Source organism: Paenibacillus sp. MMO-177 (genome assembly GCF_037147795.1).
In the GTDB taxonomy this organism is placed as follows: Bacteria; Bacillota; Bacilli; order Paenibacillales; family Paenibacillaceae; genus Pristimantibacillus.
Genome location: NZ_JBBCUR010000017.1, coordinates 41,249 through 64,721 on the forward strand (window position 1 = coordinate 41,249; position 23,473 = coordinate 64,721).

The 23,473-nt window shown below is 51.5% G+C and carries 26 protein-coding genes, 1 rRNA gene and 1 other annotated feature; of the genes, 1 reads left to right on the top strand and 26 read right to left on the bottom strand.

Going from position 1 to position 23,473, the window contains the following annotated elements:
- Positions 1–167 precede the first annotated feature (167 nt).
- From WFK81_RS29290 to WFK81_RS29375, 18 genes are all read right to left on the bottom strand, one after another.
- On the bottom strand, positions 168–773 hold the full coding sequence (locus WFK81_RS29290; RefSeq protein WP_336790799.1) for a class I SAM-dependent methyltransferase: 606 nt from the start codon (positions 771–773) through the stop codon (positions 168–170).
- Positions 774–874: 101 nt separating this feature from the next.
- Positions 875–1,234, bottom strand: coding sequence for a 50S ribosomal protein L7/L12 (gene rplL, locus WFK81_RS29295; protein ID WP_336790801.1), 360 nt, complete (start codon positions 1,232–1,234; stop codon positions 875–877).
- A 90-nt stretch (positions 1,235–1,324) separates the two neighbouring features.
- Positions 1,325–1,828, bottom strand: a complete 504-nt coding sequence (gene rplJ / locus WFK81_RS29300; protein WP_015847237.1) for a 50S ribosomal protein L10 — start codon at positions 1,826–1,828, stop codon at positions 1,325–1,327.
- Positions 1,829–1,887: 59 nt separating this feature from the next.
- Positions 1,888–2,040: a sequence feature (ribosomal protein L10 leader region), on the bottom strand.
- An 18-nt stretch (positions 2,041–2,058) separates the two neighbouring features.
- Entirely contained in the window at positions 2,059–2,751 is a 693-nt protein-coding gene (gene rplA, locus WFK81_RS29305) for a 50S ribosomal protein L1 (protein ID WP_127497471.1), read from the bottom strand.
- A gap of 140 nt (positions 2,752–2,891) precedes the next feature.
- A complete protein-coding gene (gene rplK, locus WFK81_RS29310; protein ID WP_015847239.1) occupies positions 2,892–3,317 on the bottom strand; it encodes a 50S ribosomal protein L11 in 426 nt (141 codons plus the stop codon).
- Positions 3,318–3,368: 51 nt separating this feature from the next.
- Positions 3,369–3,902, bottom strand: a complete 534-nt coding sequence (nusG, locus tag WFK81_RS29315) for a transcription termination/antitermination protein NusG (RefSeq protein WP_015847240.1) — start codon at positions 3,900–3,902, stop codon at positions 3,369–3,371.
- A gap of 23 nt (positions 3,903–3,925) precedes the next feature.
- A complete protein-coding gene (gene secE, locus WFK81_RS29320) occupies positions 3,926–4,135 on the bottom strand; it encodes a preprotein translocase subunit SecE (RefSeq protein ID WP_015847241.1) in 210 nt (69 codons plus the stop codon).
- Positions 4,136–4,152: 17 nt separating this feature from the next.
- Positions 4,153–4,302, bottom strand: a complete 150-nt coding sequence (gene rpmG / locus WFK81_RS29325; protein WP_015847242.1) for a 50S ribosomal protein L33 — start codon at positions 4,300–4,302, stop codon at positions 4,153–4,155.
- A 327-nt stretch (positions 4,303–4,629) separates the two neighbouring features.
- The gene (sigH, locus tag WFK81_RS29330) at positions 4,630–5,280 is read right to left on the bottom strand and encodes an RNA polymerase sporulation sigma factor SigH (protein ID WP_015847243.1); all 651 of its coding nucleotides are present in this window, start codon (positions 5,278–5,280) and stop codon (positions 4,630–4,632) included.
- 230 nt (positions 5,281–5,510) lie between these two features.
- Entirely contained in the window at positions 5,511–6,035 is a 525-nt protein-coding gene (locus WFK81_RS29335) for an NYN domain-containing protein (RefSeq protein WP_336790804.1), read from the bottom strand.
- Between the two features lie 3 nt (positions 6,036–6,038).
- A complete protein-coding gene (rlmB, locus tag WFK81_RS29340) occupies positions 6,039–6,767 on the bottom strand; it encodes a 23S rRNA (guanosine(2251)-2'-O)-methyltransferase RlmB (protein WP_336790831.1) in 729 nt (242 codons plus the stop codon).
- A 23-nt stretch (positions 6,768–6,790) separates the two neighbouring features.
- Entirely contained in the window at positions 6,791–7,294 is a 504-nt protein-coding gene (locus tag WFK81_RS29345; RefSeq protein ID WP_442956107.1) for a Mini-ribonuclease 3, read from the bottom strand.
- A 35-nt stretch (positions 7,295–7,329) separates the two neighbouring features.
- A complete protein-coding gene (gene cysS, locus WFK81_RS29350; RefSeq protein ID WP_336790806.1) occupies positions 7,330–8,742 on the bottom strand; it encodes a cysteine--tRNA ligase in 1,413 nt (470 codons plus the stop codon).
- Positions 8,739–9,401 carry a serine O-acetyltransferase gene (cysE, locus tag WFK81_RS29355; RefSeq protein ID WP_336790808.1) on the bottom strand — a complete coding sequence of 221 codons (663 nt, stop codon included), beginning with the start codon at positions 9,399–9,401 and terminating at the stop codon, positions 8,739–8,741. Before cysE ends, cysS begins: the two co-directional genes overlap by 4 nt.
- 555 nt (positions 9,402–9,956) lie before the next feature.
- Positions 9,957–11,420: a glutamate--tRNA ligase gene (gene gltX, locus WFK81_RS29360; RefSeq protein WP_336790810.1), complete on the bottom strand. Its 1,464-nt coding sequence runs from the start codon at positions 11,418–11,420 to the stop codon at positions 9,957–9,959.
- Positions 11,421–11,451: 31 nt separating this feature from the next.
- The gene (ispF, locus tag WFK81_RS29365) at positions 11,452–11,940 is read right to left on the bottom strand and encodes a 2-C-methyl-D-erythritol 2,4-cyclodiphosphate synthase (protein WP_015847249.1); all 489 of its coding nucleotides are present in this window, start codon (positions 11,938–11,940) and stop codon (positions 11,452–11,454) included.
- Positions 11,937–12,647 (bottom strand): 2-C-methyl-D-erythritol 4-phosphate cytidylyltransferase, encoded by a 711-nt coding sequence (gene ispD, locus WFK81_RS29370; protein WP_336790812.1) that lies wholly within the window; start codon positions 12,645–12,647, stop codon positions 11,937–11,939. The genes ispF and ispD overlap by 4 nt, the downstream gene beginning before the upstream one ends.
- A gap of 49 nt (positions 12,648–12,696) precedes the next feature.
- Positions 12,697–13,788, bottom strand: coding sequence for a PIN/TRAM domain-containing protein (locus tag WFK81_RS29375; RefSeq protein WP_336790814.1), 1,092 nt, complete (start codon positions 13,786–13,788; stop codon positions 12,697–12,699).
- A 150-nt stretch (positions 13,789–13,938) separates the two neighbouring features.
- Between WFK81_RS29375 and WFK81_RS29380 the strand changes: the two genes are divergently transcribed.
- Complete coding sequence (locus WFK81_RS29380; protein WP_336790834.1) at positions 13,939–14,334, top strand: DUF1573 domain-containing protein; 396 nt, start codon at positions 13,939–13,941, stop codon at positions 14,332–14,334.
- Between the two features lie 159 nt (positions 14,335–14,493).
- Here WFK81_RS29380 and pssA read toward each other — a convergent pair whose 3' ends face one another.
- The 8 genes from pssA to rrf all read right to left on the bottom strand — a co-directional run bounded on the left by pssA (position 14,494) and on the right by rrf (position 23,398).
- Entirely contained in the window at positions 14,494–15,237 is a 744-nt protein-coding gene (pssA, locus tag WFK81_RS29385) for a CDP-diacylglycerol--serine O-phosphatidyltransferase (RefSeq protein WP_336790816.1), read from the bottom strand.
- 87 nt (positions 15,238–15,324) lie between these two features.
- Positions 15,325–16,401: a DNA integrity scanning diadenylate cyclase DisA gene (gene disA / locus WFK81_RS29390; protein WP_336790818.1), complete on the bottom strand. Its 1,077-nt coding sequence runs from the start codon at positions 16,399–16,401 to the stop codon at positions 15,325–15,327.
- Between the two features lie 9 nt (positions 16,402–16,410).
- Positions 16,411–17,778, bottom strand: coding sequence for a DNA repair protein RadA (radA, locus tag WFK81_RS29395; RefSeq protein WP_336790820.1), 1,368 nt, complete (start codon positions 17,776–17,778; stop codon positions 16,411–16,413).
- A 282-nt stretch (positions 17,779–18,060) separates the two neighbouring features.
- A complete protein-coding gene (gene clpC, locus WFK81_RS29400; RefSeq protein WP_336790822.1) occupies positions 18,061–20,514 on the bottom strand; it encodes an ATP-dependent protease ATP-binding subunit ClpC in 2,454 nt (817 codons plus the stop codon).
- A gap of 3 nt (positions 20,515–20,517) precedes the next feature.
- Positions 20,518–21,555: a protein arginine kinase gene (locus WFK81_RS29405; protein ID WP_442956109.1), complete on the bottom strand. Its 1,038-nt coding sequence runs from the start codon at positions 21,553–21,555 to the stop codon at positions 20,518–20,520.
- Positions 21,556–21,619: 64 nt separating this feature from the next.
- Positions 21,620–22,144, bottom strand: coding sequence for a UvrB/UvrC motif-containing protein (locus WFK81_RS29410; protein ID WP_336790827.1), 525 nt, complete (start codon positions 22,142–22,144; stop codon positions 21,620–21,622).
- A gap of 38 nt (positions 22,145–22,182) precedes the next feature.
- Positions 22,183–22,644, bottom strand: coding sequence for a CtsR family transcriptional regulator (locus WFK81_RS29415; RefSeq protein ID WP_336776735.1), 462 nt, complete (start codon positions 22,642–22,644; stop codon positions 22,183–22,185).
- Between the two features lie 637 nt (positions 22,645–23,281).
- Positions 23,282–23,398 (bottom strand): 5S ribosomal RNA (rrf, locus tag WFK81_RS29420).
- Positions 23,399–23,473 lie beyond the last annotated feature (75 nt).

The window sequence follows — 23,473 nt, forward strand, 5'->3', positions numbered from 1 at the left end:
ATCAAGTAATTTTGCCCAAAATGTAAACATTATACGTCAAATGTGCAAGAAATATGCATTCCGCGCCAAAATTCGCACTTGACATTTTAGTTAGCTAAAGAGATTGAGCCCAATTTAATGCTGACATTTTATAATACTACCATATCTGAAAAGTCAAGTCAAGAAAATCAAGCCATAGATTTTGTTGCTAAAAATATCCGGTAGCCTTTATCCTTCGTTACCTCTTCCACATCGCCAAACAGCGCTTCCAGCTTGGCTTCCGCCGATGGCGCGCCTTGCTTTTTCTGAATAACAACCCACATCTTGCCGCCGGGGTTTAATAGATTGTACCCCTCTTCAAATATACGATGGACAACCTGCTTCCCTGCCCTGATAGGAGGATTGGTCAAGATCACGTCATAACGGCTGTCCTTCACTGATTCATAGATATCGCTCTGGAGAACGGTAACATTGGCAATCCCGTTCAGCCTCGCGTTCTCTTTCGACAGCTCAACCGCACGTTCATTAATGTCGATCATGGTTACATGCCCCTCCGGCGCAAGCTTCGCCGCAGTTAATCCGATGGGCCCGTAACCGCACCCGACATCAAGCACATTAGCAGATGGCGCAAGAACGAGCGCATCCAGCAGCACGCGGCTGCCATAATCGACCCCTGATTTCGAGAATACGCCAGCATCCGTCACAAACCGCAGCGCGAATCCCCGAAGCTTTGCTTCATGTACTTGTCTATCATGCTTCACTCCCGGCGTTTGGGAGTAATAGTGGTCCGACATTCTTTTAGGCCTCCTGCCTCTAGCTCTGTATGTCTCAAACATGCAACGAACCCCTTGAAACGTGACGTTTCAAGGGGCCCGTTATTATAGCTTGAAGCGAATTACTTCACTTCTACAGCAGCGCCAGCTTCTTCAAGCTTAGCTTTAACCGCTTCTGCTTCTTCTTTGCCAACTTTTTCTTTGATTGGTTTAGGAGCGCCGTCAACCAGGTCTTTAGCTTCTTTCAGGCCCAGACCAGTGATTTCGCGAACCACTTTGATTACGTTGATTTTGGAAGCGCCAGCGTTGTTAAGGATAACGTCGAATTCGGATTGCTCAGCAACTTCTGCTGCGCCGCCTGCTACTACTGCTACTGGTGCAGCAGCTGTAACGCCGAATTCTTCTTCGATTGCTTTAACAAGATCGTTCAGTTCAAGAACAGTCATAACTTTGATTGCTTCTAAGATTTGCTCTTTAGACATGGTTATACCTCCGAAAATGGTTGATTTTTTTGGTTTTATGCCGCCTTCCGGGGAAGGTCGGCGGTTCGTTCGTACAAACGACGGTCTAACTTAAGCTTGTGCTTCTTTTTGCTCGCCGACTGCTTTAACCGCAAGCGCGAAGTTGCGCATTGGAGCTTGCAGGACGCTGAGGAGCATGGAGAGCAAGCCTTCGCGGGACGGAAGTTCCGCCAGTGCTTTAATCTCTTGCGCACCTACTACTTTACCTTCAACAACGCCGCCTTTAAGTTTCAGAGCGTCGTTCTTTTTAGCGAAATCGTTGAGGATCTTCGCTGGTGCTACAGCATCGTTCACGCTGAAAGCAATGGCTGTAGGACCAACCAGAATGCTGTTCAGATCGGACAATTCCGCAGCTTCAGTCGCACGGCGAACGAGCGAGTTTTTCAGAACTTGGAACTCAACACCTGCTTCGCGCAGTTGTTTACGAAGTTCAGTTACTTGCGCAACGTTCAATCCGCGATAGTCAGCAACAACAGTGCTGGAGCTCTCACGAAGCTTCGCTGTGATTTCTTCAACCGCTTGTTGTTTCTCTTGGATGATTTTAACGTTTGCCAAACTGTACACCTCCTGTAATAGTTGTACATCCCGTTATATGACGAGCTTCCTAATGCCTAGGGTGCATGAGAAAGGCCTCCACAGCGACTGCGAAGGCCATGATATATCGCTGCCGTGAAGCTAATCACGCGCAAGCTGTATTTATCATAACACCTCGGTAGGAAATTAAGCCTTGCGGCACCTACTGTCTACGGTATGCGTATTCGAATTTAATTCCGTTCTCGTTAAACTTAGCGGTAAGCCGCTACGTTGACGCGAGCGCCAGGGCCCATTGTCGAAGAAACGGAGATGTTTTTCAGGTAAACCCCTTTAGCTGCTGCCGGTTTAGCACGGTTCAGAGCGTCGATCAGAGACTTAAGGTTTTCGTTAAGTTTCTCTGCGTCGAAGGAAACCTTGCCGATTGGAGCATGGATTTGACCTGCTTTATCAAGACGGTATTCGATTTTACCAGCTTTAATTTCTTGAACAGCTTTAGTAACGTCGAATGTTACCGTACCCGCTTTAGGGTTAGGCATAAGGCCTTTACCGCCGAGGATACGACCCAGTTTACCAACTTCAGCCATCATGTCCGGCGTTGCTACGCAGACGTCGAATTCGAACCAGCCTTGTTGGATTTTGTTGATCATGTCGGAATCGCCTACGAAATCAGCGCCAGCAGCTTCCGCTTCTTTTGCTTTATCGCCTTTTGCGAATACCAGAACACGTTTCGTTTTACCAGTACCATGCGGAAGCACAACAACGCCACGAACCGCTTGGTCTTGTTTACGAGGGTCAACGCCCAGACGCACAGCTACTTCAACGGACTCGTCGAATTTTGCTGTAGCGGCTTTCTTCACAAGCTCGATTGCTTCCAAAGACTCGTAAGTAGCTTCGCTGTCAATCAGCTTAGCAGCTTCTACATACTTTTTGCCGTGTTTAGCCATTTGAGTTTTCCTCCTTTGTGGTTGTAGCGGAAAATTCCCCTTTTGGGACTCCTCCCACTTGAACGAAGCATAACACTTCGCCGGGCTGCGCCTGTTCGGCTGCCCATGTGCTAACCGACCGCAAGCGGCCAGTCGCACAATTAGTCAACGATAGTAACACCCATGCTGCGTGCAGTACCTTCAATCATAAGCATCGCTGCCTCAACGGAAGCTGCATTCAGGTCAGGCATTTTTTGCTCAGCGATTTCACGAACTTTCGAACGTTTAACTGTAGCAACTTTCTTTTTGTTTGGTTCACCGGAACCTTTTTCGATACCTGCTGCAACGCGGAGCAATACTGCTGCCGGCGGAGTTTTAGTTTCGAAAGTGAAGGAACGGTCTTCAAACACTGTGATAACAACCGGGATAATCAATCCCGCTTGATCTGCAGTACGAGCATTGAATTCTTTACAGAACGCCATAATGTTAACGCCTGCTTGACCAAGTGCCGGACCAATCGGCGGAGCCGGATTAGCTTTACCTGCAGGAACTTGCAGTTTGACCATTTTGATAACCTTTTTTGCCATGACTTACACCTCCTTACACAAGTAATCCCAAACTACGGAAACCGGATAATATTATATCTTCTCCACTTGAGTGTAGTCCAGCTCAAGCGGGGTCTCCCTGCCAAACATGTTGACATGTACCTTAAGCTTGGATTTGTCGAGCAGAATCTCTTCTACCGTACCAACGAAATCCGCGAAAGGACCTACTTTGACGCGCACGGTTTCCTTCAGGTCGAATTCAATCTTCGGCTTAGGCTCTTCCATGCCCATGTGCTTCAGAATTTGTTCTACTTCGTCCGGCATAAGCGCGATTGGCTTGGAACCGGAACCCGTTGACCCTACAAATCCTGTGACGCCCGGCGTATTGCGAACAACATACCATGAATCGTCAGTTTGAACCATCTCCACTAGGACGTAGCCGGGGTAGACTTTACGTTGAACGGTCTTTTTCTTACCGTCCTTCTCTACCACTTCTTCTTCCATCGGAACCAGAACGCGAAAGATTTTGTCTTCCATGCCCATCGATTCGAGGCGACGTTCCAAATTGGCTTTCACTTTGTTCTCATAACCGGCGTAAGTGTGTACGACATACCATCTTTTTTCCATTCCAATCCACCTTTGGACCCTTCTTAAACAATCAGATTAACTAGAGACGAGATCCCGATGTCAAGAAGCCAAAAGTAAATCGTAACAAACGCGATCGTTAGAAGTACGACGATCGAATAGCTTGTCAACTCTTTACGGTTTGGCCAGCGAACTTTCTTAAGTTCTGCCCAGCTGTCGGCAAAGAAACTAAACGTTGTTCCGAAGCTTTGCTTCAGTTTAGCCAAAAATGCCACGTCAACACCTCCAATGACTATCTCGTCTCGCGATGAGGAGTCTGCTCGTTACAGAACTTGCAAAACTTCTTCAACTCGATGCGGTCGGGGTGATTGCGTTTGTTCTTGCTGCTCGCATAGTTTCTCTGTTTGCAGTTTGTGCATGCCAACGTGATTATTACCCGCATTGAATTACACCTCCCGAACTGCTAAATAACGGATCACAACGCCATATGTATATGACATTGCAACTTCGGCCCCAATACAAAACAAAGCCTCACATCAAGGCCTACCTAAAACAATTTATCACACGGCCTATTCCAATGTCAATGGAAACATAGACTGGGCCATAGCGAATATTATGGAAATATGGCGACACCAGGACGCTCGTCTCTACCATTATCGTCACAATCCCTGCTTTTAAAACTTAAAATGAGCTGCCCTCCGCCTCCGGCCTGATACCGAACGAGAGAACAGCTCATATCAACTCTATACCATGCACAACGATTAATAGCTTATCCGCTAAGGTCACGAACTTCCAAGTAACGCTCGAGCTTGCGCTTAACACGCTGCAGCGCGTTGTCAATCGACTTCACGTGTCTGTCGAGGTCAACGGCAATCTCCTGATACGATCTGCCGTCCAGGTACAGCATAAGCACCTTTCGTTCCAGATCGCTTAGAATCTCGGACATCTTGTCCTCAAGACCAACAAATTCCTCCTGGTTGATAATAAGCTCCTCCGGATCGGATACCCGGGTGCCGCAAATAACGTCAAGGAGGGTACGGTCAGAATCTTCGTCATAAATAGGCTTGTCCAAAGAAACATAAGAGTTAAGCGGAATATGCTTCTGCCGGGTAGCCGTCTTGATGGCCGTAATAATCTGCCGCGTAATGCACAACTCCGCAAAAGCTTTAAAGCTAGCAAGCTTGTCCCCTTTAAAGTCACGGATAGATTTATAGAGTCCAATCATGCCTTCTTGCACGATATCTTCCCGATCAGCCCCGATTAAGAAGTAAGAACGCGCCTTGGCACGGACAAAGTTCTTATATTTATTGATCAAATATTCAAGAGCCAGACTGTCGCCGTTACGAACCGCTTCCACGATATCCTCGTCAGAACTGCAGTCATACTCAAGCGTACTCCATTTTTTGAGGTCGATGCTCACGAACTATCCCTCCGGCCTGCAAGGCGTACGCCGCTAGATTCATATGCAACCTATCTCCATGGCTTCCTGCCACAACGATTTAAACAAGACGAAATAGCGATAAAACTGCCGTTCTCATCACTAAATATAGAGCCAGTATACATTATGTAATCTTACACCGTCAACCAATTTGCCTTTTTGGGAGAGTCGTTTTAATAGAAATTCTGTAAGTTTATGGATGAAAAAGGGGCCTATTTGCCGCCGCGCCGAAGACGCTCCAGCTTTGTGCGCACATCAAGGCTCAGATTCCCGTCGAGCGTATTGCGTTTGACCGGTATGTCCTCCCGCAAAGTCAGCTCGATTTGTTTGCGATTCTGCTGAATATTGATAAGCAGCTCGCGGGCCGACAGCCGGAGAGCTCCCTTGCCAAAAGCGACATGCTGTTCGACAAGGTCGGAGGTGGCGACAAATACGTTGCGGCGTCTGGCCGTCAATTCCGTAACCAGCCGCTCAATGCACTCGTCTGCCGTTTCTTTCTCTTTCGTGTAGACAATCGTAAGCTTATGATGCCGGTAAGTCGCGCCAAGGCCGGGCACCTGATGGGCATCAAAGATAACATACACCGTCATACCCGAGAAGCCTTGGTAATCGGCCAGCATATCAAGCAGCTTGTCCCGCGCTTCCTCCAGATGGATCTCCTTCAGCTTCTCAAGCATAGGCCAGGCGCCGATCATATTATAGCCGTCCACCAGCAAAATATCATTGCGCCGGTTCATCGGCTATACACTCCGGCGCTGCCTGACCACTTCGTACATCAGAACGCCCGCCGCTACGGACGCGTTCAAAGAATTAAGACGGCCGTGCATCGGCAGCTTGACTAGAAAATCGCATTTTTCCTTGATTAAGCGGCCCATCCCTTTGCCTTCGTTCCCGATTACGATCGCAAGAGGCAGATCAAACTTTGTCTTGTATACATCCTGCGGTGCGCTTACGTCCGTACCCGCTACCCATACGCCCTCTTCCTTCAAGCGGTCGATCGTCTGGGCAAGGTTCGTCACCCTGGCTACCGGCACATGCTCGGCCGCGCCTGCGGATGTCTTCAGCACCGTAGCTGTCAGGCCAACCGAACGTCGCTTCGGAATAATAACGCCATGGACGCCGGTGCATTCCGCGGTACGAAGAATGGAACCCAGGTTATGCGGATCCTCGATCTCGTCGAGAATTAGCAAGAACGGCGTTTCGTTCAACTCGCGGGCTCTCGCCAGCAGATCCTCAATCTCCGCGTAAGCAAAAGCCGCCGCCTGCGCGACAACGCCTTGATGCTGTACGCCCTCTACCATGGCATCCAGCTTCCGCTTGTCCACAAACTGCACGATGACGCCATGCTGCTTGGCTTCCGCCACGATCGGCTGAGTCAAGCTCTTCTGCGCGCCTTCGGCGATCCAGATCTTATTGATATCGCGTCCGGAACGAAGCGCCTCCATAACGGGATGCTTGCCGGCAATCATTTCTTCTTGGTTGTAACGTTCGCTCACGCTTGTCCCTCCTTCTCTTCCCGATGGTCTTCCGACTGCGGCGCAACCGCTGCCGCAAACAATTCATGCAGACGGTCAATCCGTCCTTCATAGTACAAATAGCCGACCAGGCATTCGAGCGCGGTAGCCTGCCGGTAATCGGCCGGATCCGCATTCTTAGGCGGCGCTCCGGATTTCGTATTGCGGCCGCGCCTTACGATATCCGCTTCCTCTTCCGTCAGCATCGGCTGCCATTTCTCCAGCAGCTTGCGCTGCGCCTTCGCCGATACGATCTTGGTCGCTTCCTTGTGAAGATGATGCGATTTATGATTGGGCAGCGATACCAGGTACTGCCGGACCAACAGCTCAAATACGCTGTCTCCTACATAAGCGAGCACAACCGGATTAATAAGCTGCGTCTTCTTGGCCGGACGGTGGAACAGAAGCCCCGCTCCCGCTCCACTGCCTTGTCCCGCTTCCTCTAAGCTTGCATGTTCACGTTCATTGCTGTTGCTGTTCAATATGACACGTCCTCCAATCGATTTGCGGCAGAGTTCTACAGGCGCCGCCAACGAATCCCTTGCGGAGTGTCCTCTAACGCAATGCCTTTTTCGGTAAGCAGGTTGCGGATTTCGTCCGCTCTTGCCCAGTTCTTCGCCGCGCGCGCTTCCGTCCGTTCAACGATAAGCGCATCGATCTCGTCATCGAGAAGCTCGGCATCGGCACCAGCTTCAGGCAGCAGACCCAGCACCGTGTTCATTCCTTCAAGAGCTGCCAGCAATGCGGCAATTCCCTCCTGCGAAGCGTCCGCGCGGTTCATGTACTGGTTCGCTTCCGTGACCAGCTCGAATACGGCGGTAATTGCATCCGGCGTATTAAAGTCGTCGCCCATTTTCGCTTCGAATTGCGCTTTAAGCTGCGCGATTCTGTCGCCAAGCTCGCCGGCAGCCTCACCCTCTGACTGACCGCCAAACGTTGAAAGCCGATGCTTCAGGTTAGCCGCGCAATTCGCGATCCGCTCCACGCTGTTCTCGGCCTGGGCGATGGTCTCGTCCGTAAAGTTAAGCGGGCTGCGGTAATGCGTCGACAAAATAAAGTAGCGGATAGCTGCCGGCTTCACGCGCTTTACCAGCTCGTTAACCGTAATCCCGTTGCCAAGCGACTTGGACATCTTCTCATTGTTGATATGAATGTAGCCGTTATGCATCCAGTAGTTCGCAAGCTGCTTGCCGGTTAATGCCTCGGATTGGGCAACCTCGCACTCATGATGCGGGAACTGCAGGTCATGGCCGCCGCCATGAATATCAAGCGTATCGCCCAAATATTCGCGCGCCATCGCCGAGCACTCGATATGCCAGCCCGGCCGTCCAGGTCCCCATGGGCTTTCCCAGTTGATTTCGCCGGGCTTCGCGCCTTTCCAGAGCACGAAGTCCTGCGGATTTTCCTTGCGCTCGCCAACCTCGATCCGGATGCCGAACTGCAGCTCTTCCAGGTTCTGATGCGACAGCTTGCCGTAATCTTCGAACTTGGAGGTACGGTAATACACGTCGCCGTCGCTTGCATATGCATAGCCTGTGTCGACAAGGCCTTGAATAAACGCAATGATCGACGGGATATGTTCGGTAACGCGCGGATTCATCGAAGCCTTATGCACGCCAAGCGATGCAATATCCTCGTTAAACGCGTTAATGAACTTATCGGCCACCTCCGGAACCGTCAGTCCCGATTGTTCCGCCTTCTTGATCAGCTTGTCGTCCACGTCCGTGAAGTTCACGATGTAGTTTACGTCGTAACCCACGTACTCCAAGTAACGGCGCACGACATCGAAGAAAATAACCGGACGAGCGTTGCCGATATGAATATAGTCATAAACGGTCGGTCCGCAGACGTACATTTTTACTTTTCCCGGCTCCTGCGGGACAAATGCTTCCTTTGCTCGGGTCAGCGTATTATAAATTTGAACGTTCATGATCTCGTTTCTCCTCCAGCTACAGGCTCGCGAAGCCTCTCGACCTCGGCCTTTAAACTATCTATTTCCTTTTGCATTTCGCGGAACATCTCAATGACGGGATCCGGTAGCTGCTTATGGTCAAGCCTGTCTCCGACCCGTTCGCCATTGCGTCTGACGACTCGGCCCGGATTGCCTACGACCGTACAGTTGTCGGGCACCTCGCGCAGGACAACGGCATTCGATCCGATATTCGAATTATCGCCAACACGGAACGAGCCTAATACTTTCGCGCCTGAGCCGATGACGACATTGTTGCCGATGGTAGGATGGCGTTTGCCTTTTTCCTTGCCGGTTCCTCCCAGCGTTACGCCTTGATAAATAACGACATCATCGCCGATCTCGCATGTTTCTCCAATCACTATACCCATTCCGTGGTCGATGAACAACCGCTCACCGATCGTGGCTCCCGGATGAATCTCGATGCCCGTCATAAAACGGCTGAACTGCGAGATGATCCGCGCAAGCGTAAACCACCCTCTGCGGAAAAATTTGTTCGCAATCCGGTGAGCCCATATCGCGTGCAGACCCGAATACGTAAAGACAACTTCAAAACGGCTACGGGCAGCCGGGTCGTTCTCAAATACTGCCTTAATGTCTGATCTAATATGGCGAAACATGCGTGCTCTCCTCTCCCCTGTGCCGCGGCCCCCCGCAACAAAAAACAAAGCTAACAAGGTGAAGCTAATCAATGCGTGAAAAACAAAAAGCCCCCGCAGCATTTGAAATGCTGCAGAGGCGGGCGTGTAACGTCGCGGTTCCACTCTGCTTGAACGACCAGATTAAAGGACCGCAGCTCGAAACGAGCTTAAGCCCAGCCTAATCCGGCTGTCCGTCTTAAAGCCTGTAACGTTGGCTGATACGTTGCTGCCTACCCCGCGCCGCCGGCTCCGGTATACGAAGCGGTAGGATTACGGATCGGAACAAAGCTCCCAGGTGCAATTTTCCGTCCCCCGAACTAGACAACTTGCAGCCCGCATCCCTGCATGCCAATCCTTGGCTTGGCTAATAGGCAGATGCTGATTGTCCTCTCTGTAAATCCGGCAAAACGTACTTATCCTGTTCATGGCTTTTTAAATCATCGAATTGTAATTAGTAACAGTATAGCGAATCCCCGTAAGGGTGACAAGGAATTTATAACACCGCTTGTCAACCTTGTCCGCCATGGGCAATGCTTAGCCCAGACGGTTCTTAAGACGGTTAATCACCTTATCGCGGCCAAGCAGGGCGATAGACTGGTTCAGGTCGGAGCCATGCGTCTGGCCCGTAAGCGCAGCGCGGATTGGCATAAACAGCTGCTTGCCTTTAAAGCCTGTTTCCTTCTGAACGGCTTTGATCCAGTCTTTAATGCCGTCAACGGTAAAGGCCGAAGCCTCGTTGTCTTCGATCTTCGCAAGGAATGCGGCCAGGACAGCCGGTACCTGCTCTTCGGCAAGCACAGCCTTAGCTTCCTCTTCATCCTCGACCGTATCGCGGAAGAACAGCTCCGTAAGCTCCACGATGTCCGACGCTGCGCGAAGCTTCTCTTGGTAGAGAGCTGCTAGTGCCGTAACCCATTCGCGGCCGGCGGCATCCAGCTGTTCGGCGACGCGGCCAGCCTTTTGCAGATGCGGCAAGCAAAGGTCGACAAGACGCTGCAGGTCGATCTTTTTCATATATTCGCCGTTCATCCAGCTGAGCTTTTGCGTATCGAATACGGCAGGGCTTTTGCTCAGACGTTCTGCCGTAAATACGTTAACCAGCTCGTCATGCGAGAAAATCTCCTGCTCGCCTTCAGGCGACCAGCCAAGCAAAGCGATAAAGTTGAACAGCGCTTCCGGCAGATAGCCAAGATCGTCGTATTGCTCGATGAACTGGATGATCGACTCGTCGCGTTTGCTGAGCTTCTTGCGGCTCTCGTTCACGATCAGCGTCATATGGGCGAACTTCGGAGCTTCCCAGCCAAGCGCTTCGTAGATCATCAGCTGGCGCGGCGTATTCGAAATATGATCCTCGCCGCGAAGCACATGGCTGATCTTCATCAGGTAATCATCAATGACAACGGCGAAGTTGTAGGTCGGGATACCGTCCTTCTTCACGATAACGAAATCGCCCATTTCCGCCGTATCGAAGCTGATGGAGCCTTTGACCATATCGTCCCAAGCAAAGGTTTTGCCTTCCGGCACGCGGAAACGCACGCTGGCTACGCGGCCTTCCGCTTCAAACGCCTGGCGCTGCTCCTCCGTCAGATTGCGGTGGCGTCCGGAATAGCGCGGCGTCTCGCCCCGGCTCATCTGCTCTTCCCGCTCCTGCTCAAGCTCTTCTTCCGTGCAATAGCAGCGGTAAGCGAGGCCGCGGTCAATCAGATCCTGCCAATATTCCTTGTAGATATCAAGGCGCTCGGTCTGACGGTATGGGCCGTAGCCTCCGCCGATATCTATGCTCTCATCCCAGTCGATGCCGAGCCATTTCAAATATTTAAGCTGGCTTTCTTCCCCGCCCGCCACGTTGCGTTTTACGTCCGTATCTTCAATCCGGATAATAAATTTGCCGCCTTGGCTGCGCGCATACAAATAATTAAATAAGGCCGTTCTGGCATTACCGATATGTAAATGACCCGTCGGGGACGGTGCATAACGGACTCTCACTTCTTGTGTCATCGCTAATAACCCCTCTCGTATAACTAAACCATTACTTGATTATAACATCCTGGATCAAGCAGACAACCGATTGGGAGGCAATTCCTTCGCCTCTGCCGGTAAAACCAAGCTGCTCGGTCGTCGTCGCCTTCACGTTCACCTGCTCGATGTCCGCTTCCAGCGCACGCGCGATAATTTCCGCCATTTGCGGAATGTAAGGCGCCATCTTCGGACGCTGGGCAATAATCGTCGAATCGCAGTTGCCAAGCTTGTAGCCCCGCTCCTTCGCCAGCGCCCATACATGCTCAAGCAGCTTCAGGCTGTCGGCATCCTTGAATTCCTCGGAAGTATCCGGGAAATGCTTGCCGATATCGCCAAGTCCAAGCGCCCCAAGAATCGCGTCCGTGATCGCATGCAGCAGCACATCCGCGTCGGAATGGCCCAGCAGCCCCTTCTCATAAGGAATCGTAACGCCCCCGATAATACACGGACGGCCCTCCACCAGCTGATGTACGTCAAAGCCTTGTCCTACTCGAATCATTGTTTGTTCTCCTCTCTCCTCTGTTTCTCTAACAAAAATTCCGCCCAAGGCAGATCATCCGGCGTCGTAATTTTGATATTCGTGTAATCGCCTTCCGCAATAACGACAGGCGCGCCTGTCCGCTCCACCACCATGGCATCATCCGTGCCGAGAAAATGCTCCTCCGCCGCGCGCTCATGCGCTGCGGTCAGCAAATCACGACGAAAAGCTTGTGGCGTTTGTATCGCCCACAAGCTTCGGCGGTCCGGCGTTGAAACGATCAGACCCGTGTCGTCTACCTGTTTGATTGTATCCTTGACCGGTACGGCCAAGACGGCAGCGCCGCTCTGCTCCGCTTTCTCGCAGCAGGCGCGTATCGCCTTCTGCGTGACGAGCGGCCGCACGCCGTCGTGCACCATCACCCATTCGGCAGCCGGCGACAACGCCTTGATTCCCGCGAAGACCGAATGCTGGCGCTCGCTTCCCCCGGCTACAACGGCCGTCACCTTGCCCAGCTTGTACTCCCGCACAAGCCCGCAGCAACGCTCCACGTCGTCCGCGCCAACCACAAGCGCTATATCCGCAATCTCGTCCATCGCCTGAAACATTTCCAGCGTATGCACGAGAATAGGCTTTCCTAGCAGCGGCAAATACTGTTTGCTTTCTTTGGTTCCCATGCGCGAGCCGCGTCCGGCCGCAACGACAACCGCTCCCCAATGTGCATTCATCGCCTAATCTCCCTCGTACGTATAAACAACTACTCCCTACTATACAAGGTTACAGCGCTTTTTCCAACAGCTTCGGCTTCGCGAATATCATTCGGCCTGCCGATGTTTGCAGAACGCTCGTTACGAGAACCTCCATCGTGGTACCGATATAATCGCGTCCGCCCTCCACAACGATCATCGTGCCGTCGTCCAGATAAGCAACGCCTTGTCCATGCTCTTTGCCGTCCTTGATAACTTGTACGATAATTTCTTCACCGGGCAGGACGACGGGCTTCACTGCGTTAGCCAAATCATTAATGTTCAGTACCGATACCCCTTGAAGCTCGCATACCTTGTTCAAGTTGAAATCATTCGTAACAACCTTGCCTTTAAGAGCTTTGGCCAGCTTAACCAATTTACTGTCGACCTCGCTTATTTCTTCAAAGTCTCCTTCGTAAATAAGCACCCGAACGTCCAATTCCTTTTGAATTTTGTTCAAAATATCAAGCCCGCGGCGTCCCCGGTTACGCTTCAGCAGATCCGAAGAGTCCGCGATATGCTGCAGCTCCTCCAGCACGAATTCCGGGATAACGAGAGTGCCTTCGATAAATCCGGTCTTGCAGATATCCGCAATCCGGCCGTCGATAATGACGCTGGTGTCCAAAATTTTATGCTCTTCAAAACCGCTCGCTTCTTCAACCGCCGGAACGGCCTTGCGCTGCTCCAGCACCGCCGATGCCGCCGCCGCCAGCTCGTCCTTCTTGCCAAGGCCGATTCGAAGACCTAAGTATCCGAAGAAGAGAGACATCACTGCCGGTAGCAAAAGCCCCGGTCCGCCAAGCTTCGCTACCGCCGGGTACAACAGCGCGGACAAGAACAGCCCCGCAAGAAGCCCTCCTCCGCCAGCCAGTAAATCCTTTATCGGCATTTCGGCCGTTTGTTCAATACCGCGCTGCATAAACTTGATTATCCGCCCTGCAGCCATGCTCGCAACAAGAAGTCCAAAAAGTGCCCCAATCGCGAAATAATACACGCTAGTTCCTTGCCAAATACCAAGCGACGATTGCGTCCAACCTTCTATGCCATTCGTTCTGCCTTCTACTTGCAACCCAGCCAGTCCGCCAAATAATAAACCGGCCATTTGAATAATTCGTCTCATCATAAATACCACCTCCATTACAATTATGTTCCAATAATGGACGGCCTAAACCGTAGGTTCGTGAATGATTTTTCATTTTGAAATGATGGCAGGGTATGCTTATAATGGAATTAGCAGTTATAGCAGATGAAGCTGATGAAAGAGGTGGAATCGATGAGTGCTCCTACACTGGAACAATTCCAGCAGCAAGTATCAGAACTATTGCTTAGGCATCGAAGCCTGCTGGATGTTATGTCCAAGTTTGGTCAGTCCGGTGCATCCGTTAACCGCGCGGTGACGAAGGCCGTAACGGACTGTGGTTGTATTGAACTCAATGCGCGCAAGCAAGAGTATGCAAGTGAACCGAATCTCGAGAGTGCCAAATCTACGCTTCAAAGCCATATCTCAGGCCATGTATGCGAATCCTGCCGCGATGTGCTCAAATCCGAGCTCGGACGCAACCTGTTCTACATGACAGCCATGTGCAATCTGCTTGACATTCAATTAGATGAAGTTGTCGCCAAGGAATACGATAAATGTTCTACCCTGGGATTGTTTAATTTAACGTAAAGAATGCGAAAAAGGAGCTGCTCCTTGCCTCGTTTATAACGAGTGCAAGAAACAGCTCCTTCTTTTTTATGGCTTTTAGATTTTCGGTTTCCACACCGGGGCCCCCGCAAAGTACTCGGAGTACGCTCCGGAGCATTCGCTTCACTTTGTGGGGCTTTTTTACGCAGGCGTCTCCGATTGTACGTTCTCTTCCTGCACATCTTTGCTGCGACGTTTGCGGACCCGTTTCTTCACGCGGCCGTCAACGTTTTTTTTTAGACCGTAAAGCGCATATAACAGCATCGGTACAAAGATAATTTTGGATAACTGGTTAGGGAATAAGATCCCCAGAACAACAGCCAGCGCGACTACAAACGGAATCGCCCAGATCGCGCCCTTGGAAATGCCGATTTTTTTAAAGTTCGGATATTTAATCGTACTCACCATAAGCAAGGACAGCACCAGCGTGCTTGCTAACAAGACCGAGACAGCAATATCACCCTGGAACAGCGCAAGCGTGGACAACACGCCTCCTGCAGCAGGAATAGGAAGGCCGATAAAGTAACCCGGTTTCCCGGCGACTACGTTAAATCGAGCCAGCCTCAAAGCACCGCAGATTGGGAACAATGCGGTAATAATCCAGGCAATGGTCGGGTTAAGCTCTTGAAAGGCAACGACATACATAATAAAAGCCGGCGCCACGCCGAACGAGATCACATCGGATAACGAATCGAGCTCTTTGCCGAACTCGCTTTGCACGTTCAGCGCACGTGCTACACGGCCGTCCACGCCATCAAGCAGCATCGCAATAATAACCATCATCGCGGCTGTCTCCGGCTTTTCGTTAAACACGAGAATAATGGCGGCTATTCCTAAGAATAAGTTGCCGACCGTGAGAAGGCTCGGTATCGACTTAGTGATCATCTATTCCACCTCTTCTCTACTATGCCCTAAAACCGTTTACTAATGTATGACTGGAACACGGTACACATTCCATCCATTGTATGAGATTTAAATTTGCCTGTCAATGAACATCTGCTCCTGGATCCGTTTCAAGCCGTCCTTGATGGCTCGCGCGCGAACCTCTCCAATACCGTCCACTTCGTCAAGCTCATCAATCGTTGCCATCAGAATATGAGGCAGGCGACCGAAGCGATCAATCAGATTGTTCATAATAATTAACGGAAGGCGTGGGATTTTATTGAGCAGCCTGTAACCTCGCGGCGACACCGCTTCCTCCACCATGGCGGCGGTATGCGTGTAGCCGAGAAGACGGATAATCGGAGGCGCATCCAATAAATCTTCCGCGCTGAGCTTCTTGAGCGCAGCCCGGATTTCGCGGATTTTGTCATCCGAATTATCCTTGGCATAATCCTTAAGAAGATACCAGGCATCTTCGTCAACGCCGTTAACAAGCTCCTCCATCTGCATGGCGATAAGGCGGCCTTCGGTGCCAAGCTCGGTGACGTAACGCTTGATTTCCATTTTGACGCGCAGAACCATCTCAACGCGTTGAACGACATGCGCCACTTCCTGCAGCGTGACCAGCTCTTCGAATTCAAGAGCCGACAGGTTGGTGAGCGACTGGCTAAGTACGACTTTATATTTCTCAAGCGTTTGAATCGCCTGATTGGCCTTCGTTAATATAACGCCCATTTCTTTGAGCGAATAACGCAAATTTCCTTGATACAGCGTAATGATATTCCGGCGCTGCGAGATCGACACGACAAGCTTGCCGGTCTGCTTCGCTACCCGCTCCGCCGTACGGTGCCGGATACCGGTCTCGATCGAAGAAATCGAGTTATTCGGGATAAGCTGCGTATTTGCATACAGAATCCGCTTCATATCCTCGCTGAGGATGATTGCTCCGTCCATCTTGGCGAGCTCATACAAATAGTTTGGGGAAAAATCGCAATTAATGGAGAAGCCTCCATCCACGACTTCCATCACTTCGGGACTATACCCGACAACAAGCAGCGCACCCGTTTTGGCCCGAAGCACATTATCAAGCCCATCACGGAACGGGGTGCCTGGTGCGACTAATTGCAATAGCTGGTTCATTATTTCTAGCTGACTTTGTTCCTTCATATTTGCCCCCTATCCAAGTGCCGCGGACAGCGCTTCTGCTACCGTACTTACGCCGATAATTTCGATGCCTTCCGGCGGCTTCCAGCCCTTTAAGCTTTTCTCCGGCATAATGACCCGCTTGAAGCCAAGCTTCTCCGCTTCCTTCACCCGCTGCTCGGCACGGGATACCGCGCGAACCTCGCCCGTCAGGCCGACTTCTCCGAAGATAACGTCATAAGGGCGGGTAGGCGCATCGCGAAAGCTTGATGCGAGCGAGACTGCCGCAGCAAGGTCCACTGCCGGTTCATCCAGCTTTACGCCGCCCGCTACATTCAAATAGGCATCCTGCGTCTGCAAAAACATGCCGATCCGCTTCTCTAATACCGCAATAATTAAGGCCATCCGATGATGGTCGATCCCTGTGGACATCCGCCGCGGCGACGGGAAATTCGTTGCCGCGACAAGCGCCTGAAGCTCAACCAGCACGGGGCGTGTTCCTTCCATACTGGCTACAACCGTAGAGCCGGATACGCCAAGCGGGCGCTCCGACAGGAACAGCTCCGACGGATTGGCCACCTCGCGAAGGCCTTCTTCTCCCATCTCGAATATGCCGATCTCATTGGTAGAGCCAAACCGGTTCTTAACGGCCCGGAGCAGCCGGTAAGTATGATGCCGTTCGCCTTCGAAGTACAGCACGCAATCAACCATGTGTTCCAGCAGACGAGGCCCGGCAATCGCGCCTTCCTTCGTGACATGCCCGACAAGCACGGTAGCAATTCCGTTGATCTTGGCCACCCTCATGAAATGAGCGGTACATTCCCTTACCTGGGCTACGCTGCCGGGAGCAGACTGAACGTTTGGATCATACACCGTCTGAATGGAGTCGATGACGAGAAAGTCCGGCTGGACCGATTCGATCGCATCGTTAATTTGCTCCATATTCGTCTCGCAAAGGACAAAAAGGGATTCCGTCAGAGCACCAAGCCGGTCAGCGCGAAGACGCGTCTGCCGGACGGATTCCTCCCCGGAAATATACAGTACCTTCAGCCCCTTGGAAGCCAATGCATGCGAGGTTTGCAGCAGCAGCGTGGATTTTCCGATTCCGGGATCTCCGCCAACCAGAATGAGCGAGCCCGGCACGACGCCTCCGCCCAGTACCCGGTTAAGCTCCTGCAACCTTGTTTCAATACGCGGTTCCTGCCCACTTTCTATATGTATGATGGATTTCGGCTTTTCTTTCGTCTGAGCCACGCGAAGACCGACACCTTGCGTTTTGATAACGGTCTCTTTTTCCTCCACCATCGTATTCCAAGACTGGCAGCCCGGACATTTCCCCAGCCATTTCGGCGATTCCGTTCCGCATTCAGTACATACAAACTTTAGCTTTATCTTTGCCATACTAGGCTCCTTTTAACAAGCGTTACCATTTAAAAGTTTACCATTTTATCCGTAGCGTATAAACCCCTTCTTACGAACTAATGTACGGACCAATAGATTCCAGTCAGCAAAGAAGCTTTCCCTATTCCAAAATCGGAATAAGGAAAGCCATTGCCATCCTTGCCTTTGGCGCCGTAAGCCTGCTTATTTTCCCCTATGGACATACGCCTGAATGGAACGAATCGCTACAGACAAACTGCCCGGTGAGGAAGTTCCTCACCGGGCAGTTTGGTTGATTCATTCTTATTTTGCAGCCGGCTCTTCCGAGACAGCTTCGGATTTGTTAACGGTCAGCTCGCCGTCCTTCTCGTCGATCGTGAAGGAATCGCCTTTGCGGATCTTGCCAAGCAAGAGTTCCTCAGAGATCCGGTCTTCGATATGCTTCTGAATCGCACGGCGCAGCGGACGCGCACCGTATTGAGGATCAAAGCCCTCCTTCGCAAGGAATGCTTTTGCGGAATCGGTGAGAACGAAGTCCACCTCTTGCTCGCGCAGCCGTTTGCGAAGCTCTTCGGACATCAGCGTAACGATTTGAGCGATATGCTCTTGCTCCAGCGAGTGGAATACGATCGTTTCGTCGATCCGGTTCAGGAACTCCGGACGGAAGCTTTTCTTCAGCTCAGCCATCACTTTATCCTTCATTTGGTTGAACTCGCGGCCCGAATCCTGCACGGCTGTAAAGCCAAGCGAGGAATTGCGTTTGATTTGATCCGCGCCAACGTTCGAAGTCATGATGATCAGCGTATTGCGGAAGTCAACCACTCTGCCTTTGGAATCGGTCAGACGGCCGTCTTCCAGTACTTGCAGCAGGATGTTGAATACTTCCGGATGCGCCTTCTCGATTTCGTCGAGGAGGACAACGGAATAGGGCTTGCGGCGTACTTTCTCGGTCAGCTGACCGCCTTCTTCGTAGCCGACATATCCCGGAGGAGCTCCGACGAGACGGGACGTGGAATGTTTCTCCATGTACTCCGACATATCGATGCGGATAACCGCGTTCTCGTCGCCGAACATCGCTTCGGCGAGTGCGCGAGCCAGCTCGGTTTTACCTACCCCGGTAGGACCAAGGAAGATGAACGAGCCGATCGGACGTTTCGGATCCTTCAGGCCTGCGCGCGCTCTGCGGATGGCTCTCGATACCGCTTTAACCGCATCTTCTTGGCCGATTACGCGGTCATGCAGGATGTCTTCCATCTTGAGCAGACGCTCGGTCTCTTCTTCCGCCAGCTTGCTGACCGGAATCCCCGTCCAGCTTGCCACAACCTGCGCGATATCTTCAGGCGTTACCTCGGAATCGGTGCGGCCTTGTTTTTCTTTCCATTGGTTCTTCGTTACGTCAAGCTCTTCTCGGATTTTTTGCTCCGTATCGCGAAGGGCTGCCGCTTTCTCGAACTCTTGGCTTTGAACCGCCGCGTCTTTCTCCTTGCGGATATCCTCCAGACGGTTCTCCAGTTGTTTGAGATTAGGCGGTACCGTATACGAATTAAGTCTCACTTTCGAGCTCGCCTCGTCGATCAGGTCGATCGCTTTGTCCGGCAGGAACCGGTCCGTAATATAACGATCGGACAGCTTCACGGCTTGCACGATGGCATCATCCGTAATTTTCACGCGATGATGAGCTTCATAGCGGTCGCGAAGTCCATGCAGAATTTGAATCGCTTCTTCCGGCGAAGGCTGGTCGACCGTAATCGGTTGGAAACGGCGCTCCAGCGCAGCGTCCTTCTCGATGTATTTGCGGTACTCATCCAGCGTTGTTGCGCCGATGCACTGCAGCTCGCCGCGGGCAAGCGCAGGCTTCAAAATATTGGAGGCGTCAATCGCGCCTTCAGCGCCGCCTGCACCAATCAGCGTATGAAGCTCATCGATGAACAGGATGATGTTGCCGGCTTGGCGGATCTCATCCATAATTTTTTTCAAGCGGTCTTCGAATTCGCCGCGATACTTCGTACCGGCTACAACGGAGCCCATATCCAGCGTCATAACGCGTTTGTCGCGCAGTGTCTCCGGAATCTCGTTAGCGATAATCTTTTGGGCAAGACCTTCGGCAATCGCGGTTTTACCTACGCCCGGCTCACCGATCAGAACAGGATTGTTCTTCGTACGGCGGCTGAGCACTTGAATAACGCGCTCGATTTCCTTGCTGCGGCCGATAACCGGATCCAGATTACCCTCGCGGGCATAAGCGGTAAGGTCACGGGCTAAGCCGTCCAGCGTTGGCGTGCTCACATTGGATGGAGAGCCATGGCTGCTGGATACCGCTTCGCTGCTGCCCAGCAGCTGCAATACTTGCTGGCGCGCTTTGTTAAGGCTGATGCCAAGGTTATTCAGAACCCGGGCTGCTACGCCTTCTCCTTCGCGGATCAGACCAAGCAGGATATGTTCCGTGCCTACGTACGTATGGCCAAGCTTTCTTGCTTCGTCCATCGACAGCTCGATAACCTTTTTCGCGCGTGGCGTATAGGCAATGTTAGTAGGCTGCTCTTGACCGCGGCCGATCAAAGCCTCCACTTCGTCCTGAATTTTCTCAAGTCCAAGACCAAGCCCGATCAAAGCCTTCGCCGCAATGCCTTCCCCTTCGCGAATCAGGCCGAGCAAAATATGCTCCGTACCAATATTATTGTGACCAAGACGAACCGCTTCTTCCTGCGCCAAGGCAAGAACCTTTTGCGCTCGCTCCGTAAATCGTCCAAACATCATGTTTCATGCACCCCCATGCTCGGTTTGACCCCGCAATTGATTGCGGATTAATTGGGCCCTGCGGTAATCCCGCTGGTCAGCGCTCATCTTCTCGTTGAACGTCTGCTGCAGGAACCCGGGCTGCGTCATAACAATTAATTCATTTAAAGATTGGCTCGTAACGTGATCCAGAAGCCCCAGATCAACGCCTAGCCTTACATCGGACAGCCGTTGCGCGGATTCCTTGGAATCCATCACGGCCGCATAAGCCAGAATGCCGTACGAGCGTCTTACCCGGTCTTCGATTCGAAGCCGTGACTCCGACATCAGCCTTTGACGGGCTGCTTTCTCGTGCTCGATTATCTGCTTGGCTACTCCATGCAAATTATCGATGATTTCCGCTTCGGTCTGTCCCAGCGTAATCTGATTCGATATCTGGAACAGATTGCCCAGCGCTTCGCTGCCTTCGCCGTACATGCCCCGGACAGCGAGGCCTACCTGCGTAACAGCCGATAAAATTCGGTTAATCTGCTGCGTGAGCACAAGTGCCGGCAGATGCATCATAACCGATGCGCGTATTCCCGTACCCACATTCGTCGGACAGGTGGTCAAATACCCTCTCTGCTCGTCGAATGCGTAATTGGTTTCTTCCTCGAAAATATCATCGATCTGATTCGCCAGCGTCCAAGCCTCTTTGACCTGAAAGCCCGGATACAGGCACTGAATGCGAAGATGATCCTCTTCGTTGATCATGATGCTGACCGATTCATTCTCGCTTAGAATGACCGCCCCTCCGCGTGACTCGTTAGCCAGGTTAGGGCTAATCAGATGCTTCTCCACCAATACCCGTCTTTCCAGCTCGCTTAGCTCCGATAAAATAATCGTTTCGAAATGTCCTATCGGATCGAGCTTGCCGGATTGCCCTATTGCAGTAAGCTGATTCATAACCTCAAGCGACTGCTGATTGGTAGCAAGCATCGGGAATGGGAACTGCCTCAAGTTTCGCGCAATGCGTACTCGGCTGCTAATGACGATATCGGAGTCAGGTCCAACTCCCTTCATCCAATCGCTTAACGCTTGCTCTGAGAAACGATGACTCGCCAAGAGTAAACCTCCTTCGTGCGCCTTACAGATCTACTATTTTACGCTCCAGCTCACGGATTCGATCACGAATATGAGCCGCGCTTTCAAATTCTTCTCGTTCGATACGGCTTTGCAAATCCCGCCGCAGCTGTTCAATCTCTCGCTTGTACTGAATTTGGCCGCCGGAACGCTTCGGTATTTTACCGACATGGACCGTATTGCCATGTACGCGCTTCAACAGAGGATCTAACTTCTCGGTAAATTGACGGTAGCAGTTGCTGCAGCCGAATCTGCCGATCTTGCTGAATTGCGTGTACGTTAACCCGCAATTATCGCAGCGGATCATCTGCTGTTGCTTGGCGCTGTTTGCGCCGTTAGTGCTGCTCGGATCAAAATCGAGAAGGCCCGACAGCAGACTGTGAATAGAGAACCCGTTTGGAGCGCCGGGGATGCCTTCTCCCCGTTCCCTTGCACAGGATTCACAGATGTGAAATTCGGTCTTTTCACCGTTCACGATTTTCGTAAAATGAAGCGTTGCCGGCTTCTTGCCGCATTCTTGGCAAATCAAGCCGAATCCCCTCCTTCCGGTGTAGCCTTCTCAGGCGCTTATTTGGCTAATAAAGATATCAGCATGGAGCGCAGTAGCCTGGCTCTGATCTCATCGCGAAGCGGCAGCTTGACGGCTATGGTCTCGCGGTCAACCGCGGCCCGAAGCAGGTTCGCTTCCCGTTTCGTAATTAGTCTTGCCTCCTCCAGCTGATAAATCAGCCCCTCCGCCACGCTTTGTTCGACGCAATCGCCAATCGTTTGATGGATATGGAATTGAATCGTCTTAAGCGCCGGCAGGTCTACCCGCTGAATGCGAATATAGCCGCCGCCGCCGCGCTTGCTTTCAACCATGTATCCCTTCTCCAAAGTGAACCGGGTACTGATTACATAGTTGATCTGCGACGGAACGCAGGAAAACTTGTCTGCCAGTTCGTTGCGTTGAATTTCAACGGCGCCTTCCGGGCTTTCCTGCAACATCTGCTTCAAGTACTGCTCGATGAGATCGGAAATGTTACGCAAAAATACCAACCTCCTGGCGACATGAGCTGTGGATGCATTTGTGGAAATGCCGCCTCAACTGACTTTGACTTTCTTTGACTTTAACTTTATTATACGCAAAAATCAGGAAAGGTCAATACATGGAATTTCAATTTTCTGATAATTTAACAATCACACTATCGCCATTATCTAGCATGGTGCGGATGGATGCGATTTATACACAGTCCATCCCATTAACACACAGCAGCAGCTGTCCCTTATGCCGTCGGTCCACTGACTACTCACATTTGTGCATAACGGTGTGCAAATAGCTCGAGCAAGCCATAGGCTCTATTTTGTTATTAAACCGCTATGGGGAGTTTATAAACAGGCTAAGGAGAAAAGGGGAATCCGAACTGGTAGGCGGTAGTTGTCTATCCACCGGTTTATGCAGTTATCCAGAGCGAAATACTGCATAAAATAAGAGATTGTCACGATTTATACACAACTTTATCTACAAAATACAGATAAGTTGTAATTGAGTGACTATTCACATGTGGATATCAACACAAAAAAGCAGCTTAATCCTAGTGTGGATCAGCTGTTCAGGTTGTGGATGAACCGTTGATAACTATAAGGAAACAAAAAGCCTGCCGCATGATGCGACAGGCTTTTCATTGCTTGGCGACGTCCTACTCTCCCAGGACCCTGCGGTCCAAGTACCATCGGCGCTGGAGGGCTTAACGGTCGTGTTCGGTATGGGAACGCGTGGTTCCCCTCCGCCATCGCCACCAAACGTAAGGCGTTATTTGCGCCTTGAAAACTGGATGCGAAAGTGTAACTCTTTAAGTCTTTAGGATAAGCCCTCGAC